We start from the raw sequence: 20933 nt of genomic DNA, 5'->3' as shown, positions 1-20933 counted from the left end.
ATGGGAGAGGCCAAGCGCCGCGCTGACCAGGGATTGCCCCCACGTCCCAAATCGGCCAAGGCCAAGCCCGCCGATACCTCACCGCGCCTGGCCCCGTGGCTGCCGCTCACCCAGCGCCAGGGCGAACAATTTGTGCAGATCACCACCCGCGGTGCCTGGGTTGGGATCGGCGCTCTGGTGCTGTTCTGGGTGATTGTTCGCTTTATTGGCCCTGCAGTCGGTTGGTGGACCCTGGCGGACGGCTGATCCCGGCGACTGCCGACAGGTTTGCGAACGGTGACGCACCCGCAGGCCTGAGTATTCCTACCCACGCAAACCTGAAGAAAAGCTTAGGATCGGTGGATTCAATGCTCTGCGCCCATGTTCGCGCGTCTGGCTGAGCACTACCGATCGGTTGTTGAAGACCTGGTGATGAGCCTTCGCGCTCTCGCTGATGGTCTGCAGCAACAGGGATTTGCCGCAACCTGCTATGTCTGCGGCGACGACCGTGATGGTCACGGTGCCTCGTTTGTGGCCGATCTTGGCGAGGGTCACATGGTGCGTTTTCTCGTGTCGGATTACGGCATCAGCTGGGTGGAATCCCGCAATGGCCACGAGCTGGTGAAGTTCGAAGGTGCTGAGGCCATCCAGGAGCTCGAGCGCGTCGCCGCTGCGTTGCAGACCCCCTCGGCCCCCGTCGCCGCCACGATCAGCGCTTGAGGCGCGATCCATCGCTTGGCCCGCCCCCGCCGCAAGGCGGGGGTTTTTGTTGCGCTGGCCGGCCGCCAGCTCCCCGCTGGGTTCAGCTGGCGGCCGGCACGGCCTCCTCGCTGGTGCTGGCGGCGCTGCCAGTGGCGGCCAGGCGAGCGGCCGCTGCAGCCACCGGCTTGAGTGAGTCGCTGGTTTCGCTGAGCTTCTCGCGCACCTGGCGCTCAATCTGTTCCTTGGGCTCGGGGTTCTGCTCCAGCCAGGTGATCGTGTTGTCGCGGCCCTGGCCGATGTTGTCGCCCTCGTAGCTGTACCAGGCGCCCTTGCGAACCACCACGCCGTTTTCCTCGGCCAGATCCAGCAGGCAGCCCACGGTGCTGATGCCGCGGCCGAACAAGATGTCGAACTCGGCGATGCGGAAGGGAGGCGCCACTTTGTTCTTGGCCACCTTCACCTTGGCGCGGATGCCGTATTCCTCGGTGCCGCGCTTGAGGGTCTGGATGCGGCGGATATCGAGGCGCACCGAGGCATAGAACTTGAGGGCATTACCGCCGGTGGTGGTTTCGGGGTTGCCGTAGGTCACGCCGATCTTCTGGCGCAGCTGGTTGAGGAAGATCACGGTGCAGCCGGATTTACCGATGTTGCCGGTGATCTTGCGCATCGCCTGGCTCATCAGGCGGGCCTGGCTGCCCACGGCCAGATCGCCCATCTCGCCTTCGATCTCAGCGCGGGGGGTGAGGGCGGCCACCGAGTCGACCACCACGATGTCGACAGCGGCGGAGCGCACCAGCTGATCCACGATCTCCAGCGCCATCTCGCCGGTATCGGGCTGGGAGACCAGCAGATTTTCGATATCAACGCCCAAGGCGGCGGCATACACCGGATCAAGGGCGTGTTCCGCATCCACGAAGGCGGCGACGCCGCCGCGGCGCTGCACTTCGGCAATGGCGTGCAGGGTGAGGGTGGTTTTACCGGAGCTCTCCGGGCCGTAGATCTCCACCACGCGGCCCTTGGGGTAACCGCCGCCGAGCGCCAGGTCGAGGGTGAGGGCGCCGGTGGGGCTGGTTTCGATCCGCATGCGCGAGGCATCCCCCAGGCGCATGATCGAGCCCTTGCCGAAGTTGCGTTCGATCTGGTTGAGCACGAGGCCCAGGGCCTTGTCGCGCTCGGGGTTGGCGGCGCCGTTGTTGGCTGCGCCAGCGGCGGTGCTGCTGGTTTTGGTGTCGGCTGGCATGTCTGCGATTCAGCGATGGGGGCAGGCCGCGGTGCAGGGAGCCGGCGGAACCGGGCTCATCCTGGGCGACCTCATCAACAGAAGTGCCACCGCAGGCGCCAGATGTTTCACCGCTGCCGGCTTCACCTGGCTGTAGTACAGGCGTACGCTAGCGGATCAGGGCCAGCTCGCCAGGGGTGCTGCGAACTGTTCGGGCTGCAGCGGGCTGATGCCAGCCGGCAGCTGTTCCAGGTCCCCCGGAGCGAGGTAGCCCCACGCCACCAGGAAGCAGCGCACGCCCTCCAGTCCTGGTGTGGCGCGCACGCTCTCCAGAGTGGGGCGGCGGTCCTCCACGAACCAGATGGGGCGCGTTTGGTTTTGGCTCAGCTGCAGCAGCACTTCCGGTTTGCTGCCCTGCTCATGGCCATCTACCGCTTCGGGCTGCAACCCGTAGGCCTCCAGGAGCTGCCGCGCAAAGGCTCCCCCCTTGGTGGTGAGCACCCGCCAGGGGCTGCCTTCGGCCTCCAAGGCCTCCAGCCGCTGGATCACGCCTGGGTAGGGATGGTGCAGCGCCAGCCAGGCGTCTGGGTCTGCCTGGATCGCCTCGGCCCGCAGTTGCTCGAGCGCTAGCTGCAGGGCTTGCGGCTCCAGGTGCCAGCGCTGCAGGGCGGACTGCAGGTGATGGTTGTAATCGGCCAGATAGGCCGGCAGGTTGAGCTCGGCCCTGGAGAGTTCCAGGGCGGCCAGCACCATCTCCCAGCCCTTGTGGATCAGGGGGCGCAGTTGGCTGAAACCTGCAGGTGCTTGTTCAGGCAGCTGCCGCTCTGGGCGCAGGGCCAGGGCCGCCCGCCGGGCGCTCCACCAGTACTCGGCCATGCCATCCACGAGCACGCCATCGAAATCGAACACCAGCAGCGGCGCTTCAGCCATAGCTGGATTTGCTTCAAAACTGGGCCGCTAGGATTCGAACCTAGGAATGGCGGGACCAAAACCCGCTGCCTTACCACTTGGCGACGGCCCAATGAGTCGCTCAGATCAGTCGCAGGAGCGCTGCTGTGCGAGCACTCAGATAGTTACCCACAGCGGGTCGACCTTCGTCAATCTCGGCCGCCAATCTCACCTCTGCCCTCAGCGGGGAAAGATGCGGAGCCGCTGCTGGCGGCCGCTGCCGAACTCCGCTGAGGCCAGCTGATAGTGCGCCGCCAGCTCCGCCTGGAGGCGCCGCACCCGCTCGCTGCGGGGCAGCAACTCCACCGGTTGCCCCTTGGCCAGCACCAGCTGCTCCACGGCCAAGCGGCACTCCTCCAGCGCCGCCAGATCGTCGTCGGGACCGCTGCGTGCGGGCTCGGCTTCGGGGATATCGGCGGGTTCGCGCCGCTGCAGCAGTCGCTCCAGGCCCCGTTGCACCTGGGGCAGGGTGTCGGCCTTGATCACCAGGATCGGCACACCGGCCTGCTGGGCCCGGCGCCGCAGCTCGGGATGCTGACCCAACTGTTGGCGCAGGGCCAGCACCACATCGGCCTCCTCCACCGATTCCACGCATTGCACCGGCAGGCGGCGGCTGCGGATCGCTTGCTCCAGTAGCAGCGCACTGACGCCAACCCCGAAGAGCAGCAGCGGTCCCTGGGGGGTGTCGCTGTCGCCCCCGTCGTCGCTGCTGGCGGCGGGTTGGGCCGGTGCCACCGGATCCGGCAGGGGCACGGGCACCAGGTTCGGGTGGCGGCGTTGGCCCGCGGCGCGGTCTGCCGCAGGAGGGGCCGGTCGACTGAGGGCCTGGGGCGGGCTCGGCTCCTGCAGGTGCAGCCTGCCGTCGCCATCGAGTTCGCGTACCTGCGGCCGCGGCAACTGACCACGCAGCAGTAGATCCACGGTGCGGGCCACATCGCGATGCACCAGCCAGCGGTGGCGGCTGTGCATTTCCACCGCGAGGGGGAAGGTGGGCTCGGCGGCACGCTCCAGCACGGTTTTTTGGCTGCGCCGCCGCCGCGCCTCCTCATCACCGAGGGTCACCGATTCGATGCCTCCCACCAGGTCGCTGAGCGTGGGGTTCTTCACCAGGTTGGCGAGCTCGTTGCCGTGGGCCGTGGCCACGAGCATCACGCCGCGCTCGGCGATGGTGCGGGCCGCCTGGGCCTCTAATTCGGTGCCGATTTCATCGATCACGATGACCTCGGGCATGTGGTTTTCCACCGCTTCGATCATCACGTGGTGCTGCAGTTCCGGCCGGGCTACCTGCATGCGCCGGGCGCGGCCGATGGCGGGATGAGGGATGTCGCCGTCGCCGGCGATCTCGTTGCTGGTGTCGATCACCACCACCCGTTTGCCGAGCTCATCGGCCAGCACCCGGGCGATCTCGCGCAGGGCGGTGGTTTTGCCCACGCCCGGGCGGCCCATCAGCAGCAGCGACTGCCCGGAATCCATCAGATCCCGCACCATGGCCACCGTGCCGAACACGGCACGCCCCACCCGGCAGGTGAGCCCCACGATCGTGCCGGTGCGGTTGCGGATGGCGCTGATGCGGTGCAGGGTGCGCTCGATGCCGGCGCGGTTGTCGCCGCCAAAGGCCCCCAGTTGCTCCACCACCGCGGTCAGGTCGGCCCGTTCCACCACCGCCTCCCCGAGGCTCACCGCCCGCCCGGGGTAGCGGGCCTCCGGCACTCGGCCCAGATCGAGCACCACTTCCAGCAGCTGCTCGCGCGCCTCAGGCGGCGCAAGTGCCTCCCGCACGGCATCGGGCAACACCTCCAGCAGGCGATCGAGATCGTCGGTGATGCGCTGGGGGGTGATCGGAGCGGAAACCATCACAGGGGGCGGAACCGGCGGACGCGCCGGCATTCCTGAACTGGCGTTCTAGCCATCAGCGGCTCTGCCAGGGCGCCAGGAGGGCCTGGGCCCGGGTCAGGGCCTCCGCCAGCAGCTCCGGGCACGCCCGCAGGGGGGCGCCGCGCGTTTCGGCCTGTAGCAGCAACGGTTGCAGCAGGCTGCGGGCCATCCCGCCGAAGGCCACACCCGCCGCGCCGGCATCGGCGGAGAGCAGAGCGGCGGTGCTGGCGTTGGTACCGCCGGCCAGCTGCAGGGGGCCGGGGGGGGCCCAGGGGCGGATGGCTTCCAGGAGCTTCACGGCGGAGCGGGCCGTGCCCGCCCCCACATCGCCGCTCATCGGCCGGCCATCGAGCTGCCAGAGGGGCTTCAGGCCGCACTGCCGCACCAGGGCGAAGCGTTGCCAGAGCTCGCCAGCCAGTTCGCGGGGGCTGAGCGGTGTCTCGGCCGCTGCCGCGCTCCCGCTGTCTTTGGCGCTGGCGCCACGTTCCAAGCCGCAGCTCACGGCCAGGCGCTGCAGGGGCACCCCGCTGGTTTGCACCTGCTGCAGCCGCTGGGCGAAGGCCCCCTGGCGGCCGGCCTGGGTGTGCAGTTCCACGGCATCCGGCTGCACCGCCGCCAGCAGCTGCGGCACCACGTCTGGGCTGAGCAGCACCTGCTGCTCCTGGATCAGCCCCAGGGGGCAGGCGGGCAGGCAGCGGCCGCAGCCGTAGCAGCGCTCGGCCAGTACGCCGCCGCTGTCTCCAATCGCCAGGGCCGGGCAGACCCGTTGGCAGGGCCGCGGGCAATCGCTGGGGCAGAGCGTCGGATCAAAGCGGGCCTTGCGGAAGTGAGGGTCGGCGCCGTCGCTGAGGCTGAGCATCAGCCAGGGGCGGGTGGCGCCCCGCTCCACAGCCCATTCCATGCCGCGCCGGGCGGCGGCCGCTACGGCAACATCGGCGGCCACATCAATGCAGTGCACGCCCGCCAGGCTGTACACCGCGCAGAGATCTTCGATGGCGGCCAGATCCTGGTTGCCCGCGCCGCAGATCAGCTTCACGAAGCGGCCGGCCGCCAGAGCGGCGTGCGGAGCCGCCGCGGCGCTCAAGCGGCCTGGGCGAGCACCGAGGCCAGAGGCTGCCAGCGCAGGGCGCGGGCGCCACCGAGTTCCACCACGATCTTCAGGCGAGGTTCGCGCCGGGTGAGCTCGAGCAGGGCCGACAGTTCGGCGCGGGAGAGCACCTGGCCTTCCAGCAGCCACAGCAGCACAGGCGCGTTGCCGTCAAAAAGGTGGCCGAGCTGAGGGGCTGCCATCTGCACCTCGCCCACGGCCGCGCCGCGGCCGACGCTCTGGTGGCCGAGATGGGGCGGACGGACGCCGTGTTGCTGCAGCAGGAAGGCCTCTGGATCACCAAGGCCGCGGGCTGAGGTGATCTGGGCCCGGTAGCCGGCGGCCCGCATCCGACGCAGCAGGCGCGTCTCGGCGCCACCTTCTAATGGGGCGTAGAGGGCGAGGGCGCCGGCCCGCTCCAGCTCCTGGCGGAATCCGCGGCCGGTGAGCAGCAGGGGCATGGGCTGGGCGGGATGCTGGGGCGAGTCTGGCAGGACACCGCCGCTGGATGGGTGTCGGGCTGTGGGATACCATGTTCGCTTGTGCAATTGCAACTGTGCCCGTCCGCTAGCCGGGCCTCCAGCGCACTGCACAAAGGTCGCCAGTGGTGGCGGCCTTCCCGGGCCTGTGTGGCTCAACTGAGTCACCGGGAAACTGCTGAATCTGATGAACGGGTCTCCCGCGCATCCCAGCAAGTCCCAGCCCACGCTGTTTCGACGCTGCTAGCCCAACCGAATCTGCGCTGCTGCTCCGGATCGCTCCGGCTGCAGCCCATCTGATCCGGCCAACTGCGCAACCCGATTCAGCCACGCCACTCCAGAGGAGTGGTGGTCCTGCTGGCGTTTCTCCCTACTTATGTCCATCGGCATTCTTGGGAAGAAACTGGGCATGTCCCAGTTCTTCGACGACGAAGGCAGATCCATCCCGGTCACCGTGATCGAGGCTGGTCCCTGCCGGATTACCCAACTCAAAACCGACAGCACCGACGGCTACACCGCCGTTCAGCTGGGCTTCGGTGACATCCGCGAGAAGCTCGTCAACAAGCCGGCCAAGGGTCACCTGGCCAAGTCCGGCAGCGAGCCTCTCCGCCACCTGAAGGAGTACCGCGTCGATTCCGTCGACGGTCTGGAGCTCGGTGGTGCAATCACCGTGGCCGCCTTTGAGGCGGGCCAGAAGGTCGATGTGAGCGGCGACACCATCGGTCGTGGTTTCGCTGGTTATCAGAAGCGCCACGGCTTCAGCCGCGGTCCCATGACCCACGGTTCGAAGAACCACCGCGAACCGGGTTCCACCGGCGCCGGCACCACCCCCGGCCGTGTGTACCCCGGCAAGCGCATGGCTGGTCGCTACGGCGGCAAGCAGATCACCACCCGCGGTCTCGTGATCCTGAAAGTGGATGCCGAGCGCAATCTGCTGGTGGTGAAGGGCTCGGTGCCCGGTAAGCCCGGCGCCCTGCTGAACATCCTCCCCGCCAAGCGGGTGGGCGCCAAAGCCGCGAACTGAGGAGGACAGAGATGGCTAACTGTGTTGTTCGCGATTGGCAGGGCAAGGAGGCCGGCAAGGCCACCCTTGAGCTGAAGGTCGCCAAGGAAACGTCGGCTAACGACCTGGTGCATCGCGCCGTGGTGCGTCAGCTGGCCCACGCCCGTCAGGGCACCGCCAGCACCCTCACCCGCGCTGAGGTGGCCGGTGGTGGCCGCAAGCCCTACAAGCAGAAGGGCACCGGTCGCGCCCGTCAGGGTTCGATCCGCACCCCCCTGCGCCCCGGTGGTGGCGTGGTGTTCGGGCCGAAGCCCCGCACCTACAACCTCGCGATGAACCGCAAGGAGCGTCGCCTGGCCCTGCGCACCGCGCTGATGAGCCGCGCCGCCGACATCACCGTGGTGAAGGGGTTCGCCGCTGGTCTGGACACCCCCAAGACCAAGGAAATCACCGCAGCCCTGGGCCGCTTCGGCATCGCCGATGGCGCCAAGGTGCTGGTGGTGCTGGATGCCCCCAGCGAGGTGGTGCGCCGTTCGGTGCGCAACCTTGAAAAGGTGAAGCTGATCGCCGCTGATCAGCTCAACGTGTTCGATCTGCTCCACGCCAACCATCTGGTGGTGAGCGAGGAAGCGCTCGCGAAGATTCAGGAGGTCTACGGCGATGACTGAACGCTTTAACGGTCGTCTGGCGGATGTGATCCGCCGGCCGCTGATCACCGAGAAGGCCACCCGGGCCATCGAGCAGAACCAGTACACCTTCGAGGTGGACCACCGGGCTGCCAAGCCCGATATCAAGGCCGCCGTCGAGCAACTGTTCGACGTCAAGGTCGTTGGCGTGAGCACCATGAACCCCCCGCGTCGTACGCGTCGCGTGGGCCGTTTCGCCGGCAAGCGTGCCCAGGTGAAGAAGGCCGTGGTGCGCCTGGCCGATGGCAACGCCATCCAGCTCTTCCCTGAAGCCTGAGGGGTTTAACGAATCATGGGAATCCGTAAGTACCGCCCCATCACCCCCGGCACCCGCACCCGTGTGGCCAGCGACTTCGCTGAAGTCACCGGCCGCGGTCGCGAACGGGGCTTGGTGGTGGCCAAGCATCAGCGCAAGGGCCGCAACAACCGCGGTGTGATCACCTGCCGTCACCGCGGCGGTGGGCACAAGCGCCTCTATCGCCTGGTCGATTTCCGCCGTGACAAGCACGGCGTGGTCGCCAAGGTGGCCGCGATCCACTACGACCCGCACCGCAACGCCCGTCTGGCGCTGCTCTTCTACGCCGATGGCGAGAAGCGCTACATCCTGGCTCCGGCCGGTGTGGCTGTGGGCGCAACCGTGGTGTCGGGCCCTGAAGCTCCGATCGAGAACGGCAACGCGCTGCCCCTCTCCGCCATCCCCCTCGGCTCCAGCGTTCACTGCGTTGAGCTGTATGCCGGTCGTGGCGGCCAGATGGTGCGCACCGCCGGTGCCAGCGCCCAGGTGATGGCGAAAGAAGGCGATTACGTCGCCCTCAAGCTGCCCTCCACCGAGGTGCGCCTGGTGCGTCGCGAGTGCTACGCCACCCTCGGCGAAGTGGGCAACTCGGAAGTGCGCAACACCAGCCTGGGTAAGGCCGGTCGTCGCCGCTGGCTGGGTCGTCGCCCGCAGGTACGAGGCAGCGTGATGAACCCCTGCGATCACCCCCACGGTGGTGGCGAGGGTCGCGCTCCGATCGGTCGCTCCGGCCCTGTTACCCCCTGGGGCAAACCGGCCCTGGGTCTCAAGACCCGCAAGCGGAACAAACCCAGCAATCGGTTTGTGCTCCGGAAACGTCGTCGCACTTCCAAGCGGAGCCGCGGCGGACGCGATTCGTGATCCAACTCACCGCTTTGCTGTTCGTTTAAACCGCTATGGGACGCTCACTCAAAAAAGGTCCGTTCATTGCCGACAGCCTTCTGCGGAAGGTTGAAAAGCAGAACGCGGCTGATGACAAGTCCGTGATCAAAACCTGGTCGCGTGCTTCCACCATCCTGCCGATGATGATCGGCCACACCATTGCCGTTCACAACGGCAAGGCCCACGTGCCCGTCTACGTGACGGAGCAGATGGTGGGCCACAAGCTCGGGGAATTTGCGCCCACGCGCAACTTCCGCGGCCACATCAAGGACAAGAAAGGAGGCCGCTGAGGACATGGCTAACACCACATCCACCACTGCCCAGGCCCACGGCCGCTACATCCGCGGTTCCGTGTCGAAGGTGCGCCGGGTGCTCGATCAGATCCGCGGTCGCAGCTATCGCGACGCGCTGATCATGCTCGAGTTCATGCCCTACCGCTCCACCGGCCCGATCACCAAGGTGCTGCGCAGTGCGGTGGCCAACGCCGAGCACAACCTGGGTCTCGATCCCTCTTCTCTCGTGATCTCCTCCGCCACGGCGGACATGGGTCCGGTGATGAAGCGTTTTCGCCCCCGCGCCCAGGGTCGCGCCTACGCGATCCAGAAAAAGACCTGCCACATCAGCATTGCTGTGGCTCCTGCCGCCTGACCCCCGAGGACACCGACCGATGGGACACAAGATCCATCCAACCGGACTGCGCCTGGGGATCACCCAGGAGCACCGGTCCCGCTGGTACGCCCCCAGCAAGACCTACCCGACCCTTCTTCAAGAAGACGATCGGATTCGCAAGTTCATCCACAAGAAGTACGGCGCCGCTGGAATCAGCGACGTGGTGATCGCCCGCAAGGCTGATCAGCTCGAAGTGGAACTCAAAACCGCCCGCCCCGGCGTGCTCGTTGGCCGTCAGGGCAGCGGCATCGAGGAGCTGCGCAGCGGCATCCAGAAGACCATTGGTGATTCCGCCCGTCAGGTGCGGATCAACGTGGTGGAAGTGGAGCGCGTCGATGCCGACGCCTACCTGCTGGCCGAGTACATCGCCCAGCAACTGGAGAAGCGCGTGGCCTTCCGCCGCGTGATGCGCATGGCCATTCAGCGCGCTCAGCGCGCCGGCGTTCTTGGCCTCAAGCTCCAGGTGAGCGGCCGCCTCAACGGCGCCGAGATTGCCCGCACCGAATGGACCCGCGAAGGTCGCGTGCCTCTGCACACCCTGCGCGCTGACATCGATTACGCCACCAAGGTGGCCACCACCACCTATGGGGTGCTGGGAATCAAGGTGTGGGTGTTCAAGGGCGAAGTGCTGCCCGGCAACAAGGACAAGGTGCCCGTGGGTGCTGCGCCGAAGCGCCGCGCCAGCCGCCGGCCCCAACAGTTCGAAGACCGTTCGAACGAAGAGTGATCAGGAGGCCTGAACCATGCTGAGTCCAAGACGCGTCAAATTCCGTAAGCAGCAGCGCGGCCGCATGCGCGGTGTCGCCACCCGTGGCAACACCATCGCCTTTGGTCAATTCGCTCTGCAGGCCCAGGAGTGCGGGTGGATTACCTCCCGTCAGATTGAGGCCAGCCGCCGTGCCATGACCCGCTATGTCAAGCGGGGCGGAAAGATCTGGATCCGGATCTTCCCCGATAAGCCGGTGACCATGCGCCCCGCCGAAACCCGTATGGGTTCCGGTAAAGGCAACCCCGAGTTCTGGGTGGCCGTGATCAAGCCCGGTCGCATCCTGTTCGAGATGGGCGGTGCCGACATCACCCCCGAGATCGCCAAGGAAGCCATGCGCCTGGCGCAGTACAAGCTGCCCGTCAAAACCAAGTTCCTGTCCCTGTCGGATCAGGAAGCTGCCCTGGCTGCCGAAGCGGCCACCACCGTGGAGTCCTGACCATGGCCCGTCCCGACATCGCCGAGGTGCGCAAGCTTTCCGACGGCGACATCAACACCCAGATCGACGACACCCGTCGCGAGCTGTTCACCCTTCGCTTCGAGCAGGCCACCCGCCGGCTTGAGCAACCGCACCGCTTCAAGGCCGCCCGCATCAAGCTGGCCCAGCTGCTGACGGTGCAAACGGAGCGCCAGCGCTCCGCCGCTTCCTGATCCCCTAAGTAACCGTTATGGCAACCAAGGAAAGGGTCGGCACCGTCGTCAGCGACAAGATGGATAAGACCGTGGTGGTGGCGGTGGAGAACCGCTTCCCTCACCCCATCTATCAAAAGACGGTGAGCCGCACCAAGCGCTACAAGGCGCACGACGAGGAGAACGCCTGCAAGGTGGGAGACCGCGTCCGCATCACCGAAACCCGTCCCCTCAGCCGCACCAAGCGCTGGGCCGTGGCCGAGGTGCTGAACACCAGCAGCGCCAGCTGAGGAGACCTCCCGATGATTCAACAGGAAACATTCCTCAACGTCGCTGATAACAGCGGCGCCAAGCGCATCCAGTGCATCCGTGTGCTGGGCACCAACCGTCGCTACGCCCACGTGGGCGATGTGATCGTGGCCGCCGTCAAAGACGCCATGCCCAACATGGGCGTCAAGAAGTCGGATGTGGTCAAGGCCGTGGTGGTGCGCACCAAGGCCACCCTGCGTCGCGTCAACGGCAACTCGATCCGTTTCGACGACAACGCTGCCGTGATCCTCGGCAACGACAACAACCCCAAGGGCACCCGCGTCTTTGGTCCTGTGGCGCGTGAACTGCGCGACCGCAACTTCACCAAGATCGTGTCCCTCGCTCCGGAGGTGATCTGAGATGGCGACTGCCACCCCTAAAGCCAAGGCTCAGGTGCGCATCAAAATGCGCATCAAGAAGGGCGACACCGTGCAGGTGATCAGCGGTAAGGACAAGGGCAAGACCGGTGAGGTCCTGCGCACCCTTCCCTATGAGAACCGTGTCGTGGTGCAGGGTGTGAACCTGCGCACCCGCCACGTCAAGCCCACCCAGGAGGGCGAGACCGGCCGCATCGTCACCGAGGAAGCTTCTCTGCATGCCTCCAACGTGATGCTGTATTCCACCGATAAGAAGGTGGCCAGCCGCGTCGAAATCGTGGTGGAAAAGGACGGCACCAAGAAGCGCCGCCTCAAGAAAACCGGCGAGATCCTCGACTGATCTCCCTCTCTATCAACCTTGTCCGCCTTCTGACCAAGCCCAGAAGCGCAACCCCTGTCCCCCGTCATGTCCCTTAAACAGAACTATCGGGAGAAGATCCAGCCCAAGCTGCTGAAGGATCTCAATCTCTCGAACATCCACGAAGTCCCCAAGCTGGTCAAAGTGACCGTCAACCGGGGCCTCGGTGAAGCCGCTCAGAATGCCAAGGCCCTCGAGGCCTCCATCGAGGAGCTGGCCACGATCACCGGTCAGAAGGTGATGGTGACCCGCGCCAAGAAAGCCATCGCCGGCTTCAAGATCCGTCAGGGCATGCCGATCGGTGTGGCCGTCACCCTGCGTGGCGACCGCATGTATGCGTTCCTCGAGCGTCTGATCCACCTGGCTCTGCCGCGCATCCGCGACTTCCGCGGCGTGAGCGACAAGAGCTTTGACGGTCGGGGCAACTACACCCTTGGGGTGAAGGAGCAGATCATCTTCCCTGAGATCTCCTTCGACAAGATCGATGCCATCCGGGGCATGGACATCACCATCGTGACCACTGCCCGTAACGACGAAGAGGGCCGGGCCCTCCTCCGCGAGATGGGAATGCCGTTCCGCAGTAACTGAGCCCTCTTCGGACCCGACCATGGCTAATCACGACCCGATTTCCGACATGCTCACCCGCATTCGTAATGCGAGTGAGAAACGTCACCAATCCACCAAGGTGCCTGCTTCGCGCATGGCACGCAGCATCGCCAAGGTGCTGCAGCAGGAGGGTTTCATCGCCGAGATCTCTGAAGAGGGTGACGGCGTTGAGAAGCACCTCGTGCTCGAACTCAAGTACAGCGGCAAGCACCGTCAGCCGCTGATCCGCACCGTGCAGCGCGTCAGCAAGCCCGGCCTGCGCATCTACAAGAACACCCGCCAGCTGCCCAAAGTGCTGGGCGGTCTTGGTGTGGCCATCATCTCCACCTCCAAAGGTGTGATGAGCGACCGCGATGCCCGCAAGCAGGGCGTCGGCGGCGAAGTGCTCGCTTACGTCTACTGATCAGGGAGGTTGATCCATGTCTCGTATTGGTAAAGCGCCGATTCCCGTGCCGGGCGGCGTCACCGTCACCCTTAGCGGCCTCGACGTCAAAGTCAAAGGCCCCAAAGGTGAACTGAGCCGCACTCTCCCCGACGGTGTGACCATCGCCCAGGACGGCAGCACCCTTGTGGTGTCTCCCGCCAGCGACAACCGCCGCTCCCGCGAGCGCCACGGTCTCTGCCGCACCCTTGTCGCCAACATGGTGGAAGGGGTGAGCAAGGGCTACACCCGCAAGCTTGAGATCGTTGGCGTGGGCTACCGCGCCGCCGTTCAGGGCAAGAAGCTGGTGGTGAGCGCTGGCTACAGCCACCAGGTGGAGATGGTGCCTCCCGACGGCGTGACCTTCGCCGTTGATGGCAACACCACCGTGCTTGTCTCCGGTGCTGACAAGGAACTGGTGGGCAACGAAGCAGCCAAGGTTCGCGCCATTCGTCCGCCTGAGCCCTACAAGGGCAAGGGCATCAAGTACGAGGGCGAACGCATCCTGCGCAAGGCCGGTAAGACCGGTAAGAAATGAGGTCTGCCTGAGCGTCGTTACCCTGTACTGCCATGTCCACACTGTCCCGCAAGCAGCAAACGCAGAAACGCCACCGGCGTCTGCGTCGCAATCTCTCAGGCACGGCCGCGCGTCCGCGCCTGGCCGTGTTCCGCTCCAACAACCACATCTACGCGCAGGTCATCGACGACCACGCGCAGAGCACCCTCTGCTCTGCCTCCACCGTCGATAAGGAGCTGCGCTCCAGCGTTTCCGCCGGTGCCACCTGCGACGCCTCCGTCGCCGTTGGCCAACTGGTCGCCAAGCGCGCCCTCGCCAAAGGCATCCAACAGGTGGTCTTCGATCGAGGCGGCAACCTGTACCACGGCCGTGTCAAGGCCCTGGCTGACGCCGCCCGGGAAGCGGGCCTTCAGTTCTGATCCCTGCTCTCACCATGACCGAAACCAACGACCAAATCCAGTCCAACGACATCCCGGGCGCAGCTGATGTTCCTGCCGCGGCCGAAGGCCAGCAGGAACGCCGCGGTGGCCGGGGCGATGGCCGGGGTGACCGCCGCGGTCGCGGCCGTGACAACCGCCGTGGCCAGGAGCGTGACTCCGAATGGCAAGAGCGCGTGGTGCAGATCCGCCGCGTTTCCAAGACCGTGAAAGGCGGTAAAAAGATGAGCTTCCGGGCCATCGTTGTCGTCGGCAACGAGAAGGGCCAGGTGGGCGTGGGCGTCGGCAAAGCCGGCGATGTGATCGGTGCCGTCCGCAAGGGCGTGGCCGATGGCAAGAAGCACCTGGTGAAGGTGCCCCTCACCCGTCACTCCTCGATCCCCACCCTCGGCAATGGCCGTGACGGCGCCGCCAGCGTGCTGATCCGTCCCGCCGCCCCGGGTACCGGTGTGATCGCGGGTGGCTCGATCCGCACGGTGCTGGAGCTCGCCGGCATCAAAAACGTGCTGGCCAAGCGCCTCGGCTCGAAAACTCCCCTCAACAACGCTCGCGCCGCCATGGATGCCCTGGCTGGCCTGCGCACCCACAAGGAGACCGCCAAGGAGCGTGGCATCTCCCTCGAGCAGATCTACTCCTGAGGATTGCCATGACGTCGCTCAATCTCCAGTCTCTCGCGCCCCAGAAGGGCGCCCGTCGTCGCAAGCTCCGCAAGGGCCGCGGTATCGCCGCCGGTCAGGGTGCCAGCTGCGGTTTCGGCATGCGCGGCCAGAAGTCCCGCTCGGGTCGTCCCACCCGTCCGGGCTTCGAAGGTGGTCAGATGCCCCTCTACCGCCGGGTGCCGAAGCTCAAGCACTTCACCGTGATCAACCCCAAGAATTTCACGGTGATCAATGTGGGCAAGCTGGCTGAGCTCAAGGCCGGCAGCACCATCAACATCGACACCCTCGTGAAGGACGGCATCGTCACCAGCCCCAAGCACCCCCTCAAAGTGCTGGGCACCGGTGATCTGAAGGTGAAGCTCACCGTTCAGGCCGCCGCGTTCACCGCCAGCGCCCGCGAGAAGATCGAGGCCGCCGGTGGTACCTGCGAAGAGATCTGAGCTTCGGCTTGGTTCTAACCCCGACCCATTAGCGTCGGTGCCGCCTGGCGGAGCCTCCCGGCTTCACCAGGCGGTTTTTTGTTCTCCTTCCTCCGCCCGCCCGCCATGCTCGTCAGCCGGGGTCGCAACCCCAGTGCCGGTGAAATCTTCACCCAGCTGATTCAGTCCAAGGATCTGCGCAACCGCGTGTTGATCACCCTCGGCCTGCTGCTGCTGGTGCGCCTGGGGATTTACATCCCGGTGCCCGGCATCGATCGGGTTGCCTTTCAGGATTTCATCGCCCGCGGCGGTCAGCTGATCGGCTTCCTCGACATCTTCACCGGTGGCGGCATCTCCACTCTGGGGGTGTTCGGCCTTGGGATCCTGCCGTTCATCAACGCCTCGATCATCCTGCAGTTGCTCACCTCGGCGCTGCCCCAGCTCGAGGATCTGCAGAAGAACGAAGGCGAGGCGGGCCGGCGCAAGATCGCCCAGTACACGCGCTATGTGGCGCTCGGCTGGGGCATCCTGCAGAGCATCGTGTTTGCCCTGATCCTGCGGCCTTACGCCACCGCCGGCACCTCCGATCTGGTTTTTGTGCTGCAGACGGCTGTGGCCCTGGTGACCGGTTCGATGGTGGTGATGTGGATCAGTGAGGTGATCACGGAGCGCGGCATCGGTCAGGGCGCTTCGCTGGTGATCTACCTCAACATCGTGGCCACCCTGCCACGGGCCCTGGGCTCCACGATCGAGCTGGCCCAGAGCGGCGACCGCAGCACCGTGGGCGGCATCGTGGTGCTCGTGGCCGTGTTCCTGCTCACGATTGTGGGAATCGTGTGTGTGGAAGAGGGGAACCGGCGCATCCCCATCGTGAGCGCCAAGCGTCAGGTGGGCGGCGCCAGCCTCTCGGCTCGCCAGAGCTATCTACCGCTCAAGCTCAATGCCGGCGGCGTGATGCCGATCATCTTTGCGTCGGCTGTGGTGTTCCTGCCGCTCACCATCGCCAACATCACCAAACAGCCCTGGCTGATCAACATCGCCTCGGCCCTCAGCCCCAACAGCGGCACCCCCTGGGTGTACGCGCTGCTGTTTTTCGCGCTGATCATCGGCTTCTCCTTCTTCTACGCCACCCTCACGATCAACCCGGTGGATGTGGCCACCAACCTGAAACGTTCCGGTGTGGCGATTCCCGGCGTGCGCCCCGGTTCGGCCACGGCCACCTACCTCAGTGGCGTGCAGAACCGCCTCACCCTCCTCGGCGCCCTCTTCCTCGGGGCTGTGGCGATCATCCCCTCCGCGGTGGAATCGGCCACTCAGGTGAAGACCTTCCAGGGCCTTGGTGCGACCAGCCTGCTGATCCTGGTGGGTGTCGCCATCCAAACCGCCAAGCAACTGCAGACCGCCGTGATCTCGCAGCGCTACGAGGGCATGGTGCGCCAGTGAGCGCCATCAACACCCTGTTTGTTCCCTTTCTGTTGTTCCCCTTCGCGTCATGAAGCAACGCCTCCTCTTCCTCGGTCCACCGGGTGCTGGCAAGGGCACCCAGGCCCAACGCCTGGCCGAGAGCCAGGGATTGCTGCACCTCTCCACGGGTGATCTGCTGCGGGCTGAAGTGGCTGCCGGCAGTGAGCTGGGCCAGGAAGCTGAAGCCGTGATGGCCCGCGGCGAGCTGGTGAGCGATGCGTTGGTGCTGGCGATCGTGCGCAGCCGGCTTCAGTCGCACGCCGGTGGCTGGCTGCTCGATGGTTTCCCTCGCAACGTGGCCCAGGCCGATGCCCTGGCGCAGCTGCTTGAGGAGCTCGGCCAGCAGATCGAGCTGGTGGTGCTGATGGAGCTCGATGATGCGGTGCTCGTGCAGCGCCTGCTCTCCCGCGGCCGCGCCGACGACAACGAAGCGGTGATCCGCCACCGCCTCGAGGTGTACCGCCAACAGACCGAGCCCCTGATCGCCTACTACCGCGAGCGCGGTCTGATCGCTCCCGTTGAAGCGGCAGGCACGGTTCAGGAGATCGAGGCGCGGATCGCCAGCGTGTTGGGTTGACCCCTGTGGTAGGGTCAGCGTTTGCAAAATTGGAGAGACCGCTCCCATGAAGGTGCGTGCCTCGGTCAAGAAAATGTGCGACAAGTGCCGTGTGATTCGTCGCCACGGCCGGGTGATGGTGATCTGCGCCAACCCCAAGCACAAGCAGCGCCAGGGTTGATCCCTGGTTGAGTCTTGCCATCGGCCTACGGGCCAACCCCTCCCCTGCTCACCCCATCGTTAGTTTCTGTGGCTCGGATTGCCGGCGTTGATATTCCTCGCGACAAGAGGATCGAAATCGCCCTCACCTATGTGTACGGGATCGGCCTGACCACGGCCCAAAAAATCCTGGCCAAAACCGGTGTCAACCCTGATACCCGCGTCAAGGACCTTGACGACGCCGACGTGCAGAAGCTGCGCGGCGCCGCTGAGGGCTACACCCTTGAAGGCGACCTGCGCCGTCAGGAAGGCATGGCCATGAAGCGCCTGCAGGACATCGGCTGCGTGCGCGGTCGTCGTCATCGCGCTGGTCTGCCTGTGCGCGGTCAGCGCACCCGTACCAATGCCCGCACCCGCCGCGGCGCTCGTAAGACCGTTGCCGGTAAGAAGAAGTAAGGCCTGACCTGCTTCCGGCCTTCGGCCATCGCGTTTGCACCTGCCGAGCTGTCCCCATAGGGATGGCACGTCACCAGGTTGCCCCCCTCAGTTCCCTGATCACCTCCCTGCATCAGCAGGGCCTATCTCCATGGCCAAGCCCGCCAAGAAATCCGGCGCTAAGAAGACGAAGCGCAATGTGCCCAACGGTGTGGCGCACATTCAGAGCACCTTCAACAACACCATCGTTTCGATCACCGACACCGCTGGTGAAGTGATCTCCTGGAGCTCCGCAGGAGCCAGCGGTTTCAAGGGCGCCCGTAAAGGCACTCCCTTCGCCGCCCAGACCGCCGCAGAAGCAGCCGCTCGTCGCGCCCTTGAGCAGGGGATGCGCCAGATCGAGGTGCTGGTGCGCGGTCCTGGTTCCGGCCGTGAAACCGCCATCCGTGCCCTGCAGGTGGCTGGCCTGGAGATCACCCTGATTCGCGACGTCACTCCTCTGCCCCACAACGGCTGCCGCCGCTCCAAGCGTCGCCGGGTCTGATCCGACGCCTTGCCCCGCCCCAGAGGGGGCTCCTCCTCTTCTTTCGAGCTTCAGACCGTGTTGCAGTACCAGATCGATCGGGTTGAACACCAGATCGCCGACGACCGTTCCCAGACCGGCGTCTTTGTGATCGGCCCCCTTGAGCGGGGTCAGGCCATCACCCTCGGCAACTCCCTGCGCCGCGTGCTGATGGGAGCCCTCGAGGGCAGCGCCATTACGGCCGTGCGCATCGCCGGCGTGAACCACGAATACGCCACCGTCCCCGGTGTGCGCGAAGACGTGCTCGACATCCTGCTGAACTGCAAGGACATCGCCGTCAGCAGCCGCACCCGTGAGCTGGAGATCGGTCGTCTGGTGGCCAACGGCCCCTGCACCGTCACCGCTTCCGACCTGCAGTTCTCCTCGCAGGTGACCGTGATCGATGGCGATCGGCCGATTGCCACCGTGGCCGACGGCTACAGCCTCGAGCTGGAAGTGCATGTGGAGCGCGGCGTGGGCTATCGCCCTGTCGATCGCCGCAGCGAAGACACCAGCGCCATCGATCTTCTCCAGATTGATGCTGTGTTCATGCCGGTGCGCCGGGTGAACTACAGCGTGGATGAAACCGCTGTGGGTGAAGGCGGCAGCGCCCGTGAGCGCCTGCGCCTCGAAATCGAGACCGACGGCTCCGTCACGCCTGACGACGCCATGGCCCAGGCCGCCAATCAACTGATTGCCCTGTTCCAGCCCCTGGCCAGCCTCACCATGGTGGATGAGCCGGGCCTGGAGCCTGAGCCTTCCGCTGAGGCCCAGATCCCTCTCGAAGAGCTCAACCTCTCGGTTCGCGCCTACAACTGCCTCAAGCGCGCCCAGGTCAACTCCGTGTCCGACCTGATGGGCTTCAGCTACGAAGATCTGCTGGAGATCAAGAACTTCGGTTCGAAGTCGGCCGATGAGGTGATCGAAGCGCTTGAGCGCATCGGGATCTCCCTGCCCCAGAGCCGCACCAGCGCCTGATCGAGCGCGCGTCGTTTCTGTTCCGTTAACGCTTACCCACCGCATCCGTCATGCGCCACCAGTGCCGAGTTCCCAAGCTGGGACGCCCCGCCGACCAACGCAAAGCCATGCTGCGCGCTCTCACCACGCAGCTGATCCGCGAAGGTCGTCTCACCACCACCAAGGCTCGTGCCAAGGCCCTGCGCGATGAAGCCGAGCGCATGATCAGCCTGGCTAAGGACGGCAGCCTCGCTGCTCGTCGCCGCGCCATCGGCTACATCTACGACAAGCAGCTCGTGCACGCCCTGTTCGACAAGGCCCAGGAGCGTTACGGCGACCGTAACGGCGGTTACACCCGCATCATCCGCACCGTGCCCCGCCGCGGTGACAACGCTGAGATGGCGATCATCGAGCTGGTCTGATCCAGCCTTGGTTGTTCAACCAGCCGCGCGTGGTCATCAGACCCGCGCGGCTTTGTTGTGTCTGGCCCGTGTGCCTTCGCCGTCGTGGAACCGTCTGCTGACCCACTCACTCCCGCAGCACGGCGCATTGCGCTCTGCCTGCAATACGACGGCGCTCCCTACTGCGGCTGGCAGCGGCAGCCCCGTGATCCCAGCGTGCAGGAAACCCTGGAGGCGGCCATTGCCGCCTTGGATCCGCGCCGCCCCGTGAGCGTGCAGGCCGCAGGGCGCACCGATACCGGCGTGCACGCTGCTGCCCAGGTGGCGCACTTCGATGCGGAAGGTCCTATCCCTGCTCACCGTTGGCCGGCCGCTTTGAACGGGCGATTGCCTGCCAGCATCCGCGTGCGCGCCGGTGCAGAGGTGCCCGACGACTGGCACGCCTGCTTCAGCGCCAGCTTTCGGCGCTACCGCTACACGCTCTACAACGCTCGCCTGCCCAATCTGTTTCTCGCGCCCTGGAGTTGGCACCGCTACCAGCTGCGCCTCGATGAGCAGCTAATGCGTCAGGCCCTGGAGGGCATGCTCGGTGAGCATGACTTTGCGGCGTTTGAGCGGGCCGGGAGCTCCCGCTCTCACTCGCGCACCACCCTCCAGGAGGTGACAGTGGAGCGGCGTGGTGATCTGATCGAGGTGGAGCTGCAGGCATCGGGCTTCCTCTACGGCATGGTGCGGCTGGTGATGGGCCAGCTGGTGGCGGTGGGGGAGCAGCGCCTCAGCCTCGAGGCCTTCGAGCAGCGCTGGCGCACCGGTGCCCGCCATGAGGTGAAGGAAGCGGCCCCACCCCATGGGCTTTGTCTGCTGCGTGTGGGGTATCCCACGCCGGTGTTCCCTGAGGCTGCCTGGTATGATTGCCAACCGCGGTATTTGCTGGAGTGTTCCGACTCTCCGCCCCGCGCCTGAGCAGGCTCTCCGCGATGGGGGCGTGACAGGCGGCGAGGTAGGGTCGCTCCACGAGCTTCAGACGTCCGAGTGATCGGATGCCCTGCCGTCCCAGTCCAGACCTTCCGTCCAGA

At 65.9% G+C, this 20933-nt stretch carries 33 protein-coding genes and 1 tRNA gene; 28 read left to right on the top strand and 6 right to left on the bottom strand.

What is annotated here, in order from left to right; translation table 11 throughout:
• Positions 1-246 carry a DUF2839 domain-containing protein gene (locus tag H9532_RS02715; RefSeq protein WP_296365582.1) on the top strand — a complete coding sequence of 82 codons (246 nt, stop codon included), beginning with the start codon at positions 1-3 and terminating at the stop codon, positions 244-246.
• 114 nt (positions 247-360) lie between these two features.
• Positions 361-699, top strand: a complete 339-nt coding sequence (locus tag H9532_RS02710) for a DUF1815 family protein (RefSeq protein WP_296365580.1) — start codon at positions 361-363, stop codon at positions 697-699.
• A gap of 82 nt (positions 700-781) precedes the next feature.
• Here H9532_RS02710 and recA read toward each other — a convergent pair whose 3' ends face one another.
• The 6 genes from recA to ndhN form a co-directional block, all read right to left on the bottom strand.
• Positions 782-1921, bottom strand: coding sequence for a recombinase RecA (recA, locus tag H9532_RS02705; protein ID WP_296365579.1), 1140 nt, complete (start codon positions 1919-1921; stop codon positions 782-784).
• A gap of 156 nt (positions 1922-2077) precedes the next feature.
• Positions 2078-2830, bottom strand: a complete 753-nt coding sequence (locus H9532_RS02700; protein ID WP_296365576.1) for an HAD family hydrolase — start codon at positions 2828-2830, stop codon at positions 2078-2080.
• Positions 2831-2849: 19 nt separating this feature from the next.
• A tRNA-Gln gene (locus H9532_RS02695) sits at positions 2850-2921 on the bottom strand.
• A gap of 107 nt (positions 2922-3028) precedes the next feature.
• A complete protein-coding gene (locus H9532_RS02690; protein WP_296365574.1) occupies positions 3029-4702 on the bottom strand; it encodes an AAA family ATPase in 1674 nt (557 codons plus the stop codon).
• Between the two features lie 55 nt (positions 4703-4757).
• Positions 4758-5807 (bottom strand): LdpA C-terminal domain-containing domain, encoded by a 1050-nt coding sequence (locus H9532_RS02685; RefSeq protein WP_296365572.1) that lies wholly within the window; start codon positions 5805-5807, stop codon positions 4758-4760.
• Complete coding sequence (ndhN, locus tag H9532_RS02680; RefSeq protein WP_296365570.1) at positions 5804-6271, bottom strand: NAD(P)H-quinone oxidoreductase subunit N; 468 nt, start codon at positions 6269-6271, stop codon at positions 5804-5806. Before ndhN ends, H9532_RS02685 begins: the two co-directional genes overlap by 4 nt.
• Positions 6272-6665: 394 nt before the next feature.
• Here ndhN and rplC point away from each other — a divergent pair, with 394 nt between their 5' ends.
• The 26 genes from rplC to truA all read left to right on the top strand — a co-directional run bounded on the left by rplC (position 6666) and on the right by truA (position 20820).
• The gene (gene rplC, locus H9532_RS02675; protein ID WP_296365568.1) at positions 6666-7313 is read left to right on the top strand and encodes a 50S ribosomal protein L3; all 648 of its coding nucleotides are present in this window, start codon (positions 6666-6668) and stop codon (positions 7311-7313) included.
• 11 nt (positions 7314-7324) lie between these two features.
• Positions 7325-7960 (top strand): 50S ribosomal protein L4, encoded by a 636-nt coding sequence (gene rplD / locus H9532_RS02670; protein WP_010311672.1) that lies wholly within the window; start codon positions 7325-7327, stop codon positions 7958-7960.
• Positions 7953-8255 carry a 50S ribosomal protein L23 gene (locus H9532_RS02665; protein WP_296365566.1) on the top strand — a complete coding sequence of 101 codons (303 nt, stop codon included), beginning with the start codon at positions 7953-7955 and terminating at the stop codon, positions 8253-8255. Before rplD ends, H9532_RS02665 begins: the two co-directional genes overlap by 8 nt.
• Before the next feature lie 15 nt (positions 8256-8270).
• Positions 8271-9134, top strand: a complete 864-nt coding sequence (gene rplB / locus H9532_RS02660) for a 50S ribosomal protein L2 (RefSeq protein ID WP_296365565.1) — start codon at positions 8271-8273, stop codon at positions 9132-9134.
• A gap of 35 nt (positions 9135-9169) precedes the next feature.
• The gene (rpsS, locus tag H9532_RS02655) at positions 9170-9445 is read left to right on the top strand and encodes a 30S ribosomal protein S19 (protein ID WP_010311665.1); all 276 of its coding nucleotides are present in this window, start codon (positions 9170-9172) and stop codon (positions 9443-9445) included.
• 4 nt (positions 9446-9449) lie between these two features.
• The gene (gene rplV, locus H9532_RS02650; protein WP_296365562.1) at positions 9450-9803 is read left to right on the top strand and encodes a 50S ribosomal protein L22; all 354 of its coding nucleotides are present in this window, start codon (positions 9450-9452) and stop codon (positions 9801-9803) included.
• A 19-nt stretch (positions 9804-9822) separates the two neighbouring features.
• Complete coding sequence (gene rpsC, locus H9532_RS02645) at positions 9823-10551, top strand: 30S ribosomal protein S3 (RefSeq protein WP_296365560.1); 729 nt, start codon at positions 9823-9825, stop codon at positions 10549-10551.
• A gap of 16 nt (positions 10552-10567) precedes the next feature.
• Positions 10568-11029, top strand: a complete 462-nt coding sequence (rplP, locus tag H9532_RS02640) for a 50S ribosomal protein L16 (protein ID WP_296365558.1) — start codon at positions 10568-10570, stop codon at positions 11027-11029.
• 2 nt (positions 11030-11031) lie between these two features.
• The gene (gene rpmC, locus H9532_RS02635; RefSeq protein WP_296365556.1) at positions 11032-11241 is read left to right on the top strand and encodes a 50S ribosomal protein L29; all 210 of its coding nucleotides are present in this window, start codon (positions 11032-11034) and stop codon (positions 11239-11241) included.
• Between the two features lie 17 nt (positions 11242-11258).
• A complete protein-coding gene (rpsQ, locus tag H9532_RS02630) occupies positions 11259-11510 on the top strand; it encodes a 30S ribosomal protein S17 (protein ID WP_010311655.1) in 252 nt (83 codons plus the stop codon).
• 12 nt (positions 11511-11522) lie between these two features.
• The gene (gene rplN / locus H9532_RS02625) at positions 11523-11888 is read left to right on the top strand and encodes a 50S ribosomal protein L14 (RefSeq protein ID WP_296365554.1); all 366 of its coding nucleotides are present in this window, start codon (positions 11523-11525) and stop codon (positions 11886-11888) included.
• Position 11889: 1 nt separating this feature from the next.
• Positions 11890-12246, top strand: coding sequence for a 50S ribosomal protein L24 (gene rplX, locus H9532_RS02620; RefSeq protein WP_296365552.1), 357 nt, complete (start codon positions 11890-11892; stop codon positions 12244-12246).
• 66 nt (positions 12247-12312) lie between these two features.
• The gene (gene rplE / locus H9532_RS02615) at positions 12313-12852 is read left to right on the top strand and encodes a 50S ribosomal protein L5 (protein ID WP_296365550.1); all 540 of its coding nucleotides are present in this window, start codon (positions 12313-12315) and stop codon (positions 12850-12852) included.
• 19 nt (positions 12853-12871) lie between these two features.
• Positions 12872-13273, top strand: coding sequence for a 30S ribosomal protein S8 (gene rpsH, locus H9532_RS02610; RefSeq protein WP_214338246.1), 402 nt, complete (start codon positions 12872-12874; stop codon positions 13271-13273).
• 16 nt (positions 13274-13289) lie between these two features.
• A complete protein-coding gene (gene rplF / locus H9532_RS02605; RefSeq protein WP_296365546.1) occupies positions 13290-13829 on the top strand; it encodes a 50S ribosomal protein L6 in 540 nt (179 codons plus the stop codon).
• A 32-nt stretch (positions 13830-13861) separates the two neighbouring features.
• A complete protein-coding gene (gene rplR / locus H9532_RS02600) occupies positions 13862-14227 on the top strand; it encodes a 50S ribosomal protein L18 (protein ID WP_296365543.1) in 366 nt (121 codons plus the stop codon).
• Between the two features lie 14 nt (positions 14228-14241).
• On the top strand, positions 14242-14883 hold the full coding sequence (gene rpsE, locus H9532_RS02595) for a 30S ribosomal protein S5 (protein ID WP_296365541.1): 642 nt from the start codon (positions 14242-14244) through the stop codon (positions 14881-14883).
• Between the two features lie 8 nt (positions 14884-14891).
• The gene (gene rplO, locus H9532_RS02590; RefSeq protein ID WP_296365540.1) at positions 14892-15344 is read left to right on the top strand and encodes a 50S ribosomal protein L15; all 453 of its coding nucleotides are present in this window, start codon (positions 14892-14894) and stop codon (positions 15342-15344) included.
• A gap of 105 nt (positions 15345-15449) precedes the next feature.
• Positions 15450-16766 (top strand): preprotein translocase subunit SecY, encoded by a 1317-nt coding sequence (secY, locus tag H9532_RS02585; protein WP_296365538.1) that lies wholly within the window; start codon positions 15450-15452, stop codon positions 16764-16766.
• Between the two features lie 49 nt (positions 16767-16815).
• Positions 16816-17364, top strand: coding sequence for an adenylate kinase (locus tag H9532_RS02580; RefSeq protein WP_296365536.1), 549 nt, complete (start codon positions 16816-16818; stop codon positions 17362-17364).
• A gap of 46 nt (positions 17365-17410) precedes the next feature.
• On the top strand, positions 17411-17524 hold the full coding sequence (gene rpmJ, locus H9532_RS02575) for a 50S ribosomal protein L36 (protein ID WP_010311631.1): 114 nt from the start codon (positions 17411-17413) through the stop codon (positions 17522-17524).
• A 68-nt stretch (positions 17525-17592) separates the two neighbouring features.
• Entirely contained in the window at positions 17593-17958 is a 366-nt protein-coding gene (gene rpsM, locus H9532_RS02570) for a 30S ribosomal protein S13 (RefSeq protein ID WP_296365651.1), read from the top strand.
• A 130-nt stretch (positions 17959-18088) separates the two neighbouring features.
• Positions 18089-18481 carry a 30S ribosomal protein S11 gene (gene rpsK, locus H9532_RS02565; protein ID WP_010311626.1) on the top strand — a complete coding sequence of 131 codons (393 nt, stop codon included), beginning with the start codon at positions 18089-18091 and terminating at the stop codon, positions 18479-18481.
• A 57-nt stretch (positions 18482-18538) separates the two neighbouring features.
• Complete coding sequence (locus tag H9532_RS02560; protein WP_296365649.1) at positions 18539-19477, top strand: DNA-directed RNA polymerase subunit alpha; 939 nt, start codon at positions 18539-18541, stop codon at positions 19475-19477.
• 50 nt (positions 19478-19527) lie between these two features.
• Positions 19528-19878, top strand: a complete 351-nt coding sequence (gene rplQ / locus H9532_RS02555; RefSeq protein WP_010311623.1) for a 50S ribosomal protein L17 — start codon at positions 19528-19530, stop codon at positions 19876-19878.
• A gap of 84 nt (positions 19879-19962) precedes the next feature.
• Positions 19963-20820, top strand: a complete 858-nt coding sequence (truA, locus tag H9532_RS02550; protein ID WP_296365528.1) for a tRNA pseudouridine(38-40) synthase TruA — start codon at positions 19963-19965, stop codon at positions 20818-20820.
• Positions 20821-20933 lie beyond the last annotated feature (113 nt).

Source organism: Vulcanococcus sp. Clear-D1 (assembly GCF_014654725.1).
Taxonomy (GTDB): Bacteria; Cyanobacteriota; Cyanobacteriia; order PCC-6307; family Cyanobiaceae; genus Vulcanococcus.
The sequence above is the reverse complement of the archived record's forward strand: the minus strand, read 5'-3'. Positions and strand labels throughout refer to the sequence as shown.

Excerpts from the sequence above, each read along its gene's own strand:
- H9532_RS02715 (WP_296365582.1), top strand. The coding sequence starts at position 1 with ATGGGAGAGGCCAAGCGCCGCGCTGACCAGGGATTGCCCCCACGTCCC.
- H9532_RS02710 (WP_296365580.1), top strand. The coding sequence starts at position 361 with ATGTTCGCGCGTCTGGCTGAGCACTACCGATCGGTTGTTGAAGACCTG.
- recA (WP_296365579.1), bottom strand. The coding sequence starts at position 1,921 with ATGCCAGCCGACACCAAAACCAGCAGCACCGCCGCTGGCGCAGCCAAC.
- H9532_RS02700 (WP_296365576.1), bottom strand. The coding sequence starts at position 2,830 with ATGGCTGAAGCGCCGCTGCTGGTGTTCGATTTCGATGGCGTGCTCGTG.
- H9532_RS02690 (WP_296365574.1), bottom strand. The coding sequence starts at position 4,702 with ATGGTTTCCGCTCCGATCACCCCCCAGCGCATCACCGACGATCTCGAT.
- ndhN (WP_296365570.1), bottom strand. The coding sequence starts at position 6,271 with ATGCCCCTGCTGCTCACCGGCCGCGGATTCCGCCAGGAGCTGGAGCGG.
- rplC (WP_296365568.1), top strand. The coding sequence starts at position 6,666 with ATGTCCATCGGCATTCTTGGGAAGAAACTGGGCATGTCCCAGTTCTTC.
- rplD (WP_010311672.1), top strand. The coding sequence starts at position 7,325 with ATGGCTAACTGTGTTGTTCGCGATTGGCAGGGCAAGGAGGCCGGCAAG.
- H9532_RS02665 (WP_296365566.1), top strand. The coding sequence starts at position 7,953 with ATGACTGAACGCTTTAACGGTCGTCTGGCGGATGTGATCCGCCGGCCG.
- rplB (WP_296365565.1), top strand. The coding sequence starts at position 8,271 with ATGGGAATCCGTAAGTACCGCCCCATCACCCCCGGCACCCGCACCCGT.
- rpsS (WP_010311665.1), top strand. The coding sequence starts at position 9,170 with ATGGGACGCTCACTCAAAAAAGGTCCGTTCATTGCCGACAGCCTTCTG.
- rplV (WP_296365562.1), top strand. The coding sequence starts at position 9,450 with ATGGCTAACACCACATCCACCACTGCCCAGGCCCACGGCCGCTACATC.
- rpsC (WP_296365560.1), top strand. The coding sequence starts at position 9,823 with ATGGGACACAAGATCCATCCAACCGGACTGCGCCTGGGGATCACCCAG.
- rplP (WP_296365558.1), top strand. The coding sequence starts at position 10,568 with ATGCTGAGTCCAAGACGCGTCAAATTCCGTAAGCAGCAGCGCGGCCGC.
- rpmC (WP_296365556.1), top strand. The coding sequence starts at position 11,032 with ATGGCCCGTCCCGACATCGCCGAGGTGCGCAAGCTTTCCGACGGCGAC.
- rpsQ (WP_010311655.1), top strand. The coding sequence starts at position 11,259 with ATGGCAACCAAGGAAAGGGTCGGCACCGTCGTCAGCGACAAGATGGAT.
- rplN (WP_296365554.1), top strand. The coding sequence starts at position 11,523 with ATGATTCAACAGGAAACATTCCTCAACGTCGCTGATAACAGCGGCGCC.
- rplX (WP_296365552.1), top strand. The coding sequence starts at position 11,890 with ATGGCGACTGCCACCCCTAAAGCCAAGGCTCAGGTGCGCATCAAAATG.
- rplE (WP_296365550.1), top strand. The coding sequence starts at position 12,313 with ATGTCCCTTAAACAGAACTATCGGGAGAAGATCCAGCCCAAGCTGCTG.
- rpsH (WP_214338246.1), top strand. The coding sequence starts at position 12,872 with ATGGCTAATCACGACCCGATTTCCGACATGCTCACCCGCATTCGTAAT.
- rplF (WP_296365546.1), top strand. The coding sequence starts at position 13,290 with ATGTCTCGTATTGGTAAAGCGCCGATTCCCGTGCCGGGCGGCGTCACC.
- rplR (WP_296365543.1), top strand. The coding sequence starts at position 13,862 with ATGTCCACACTGTCCCGCAAGCAGCAAACGCAGAAACGCCACCGGCGT.
- rpsE (WP_296365541.1), top strand. The coding sequence starts at position 14,242 with ATGACCGAAACCAACGACCAAATCCAGTCCAACGACATCCCGGGCGCA.
- rplO (WP_296365540.1), top strand. The coding sequence starts at position 14,892 with ATGACGTCGCTCAATCTCCAGTCTCTCGCGCCCCAGAAGGGCGCCCGT.
- secY (WP_296365538.1), top strand. The coding sequence starts at position 15,450 with ATGCTCGTCAGCCGGGGTCGCAACCCCAGTGCCGGTGAAATCTTCACC.
- H9532_RS02580 (WP_296365536.1), top strand. The coding sequence starts at position 16,816 with ATGAAGCAACGCCTCCTCTTCCTCGGTCCACCGGGTGCTGGCAAGGGC.
- rpmJ (WP_010311631.1), top strand. The coding sequence starts at position 17,411 with ATGAAGGTGCGTGCCTCGGTCAAGAAAATGTGCGACAAGTGCCGTGTG.
- rpsK (WP_010311626.1), top strand. The coding sequence starts at position 18,089 with ATGGCCAAGCCCGCCAAGAAATCCGGCGCTAAGAAGACGAAGCGCAAT.
- rplQ (WP_010311623.1), top strand. The coding sequence starts at position 19,528 with ATGCGCCACCAGTGCCGAGTTCCCAAGCTGGGACGCCCCGCCGACCAA.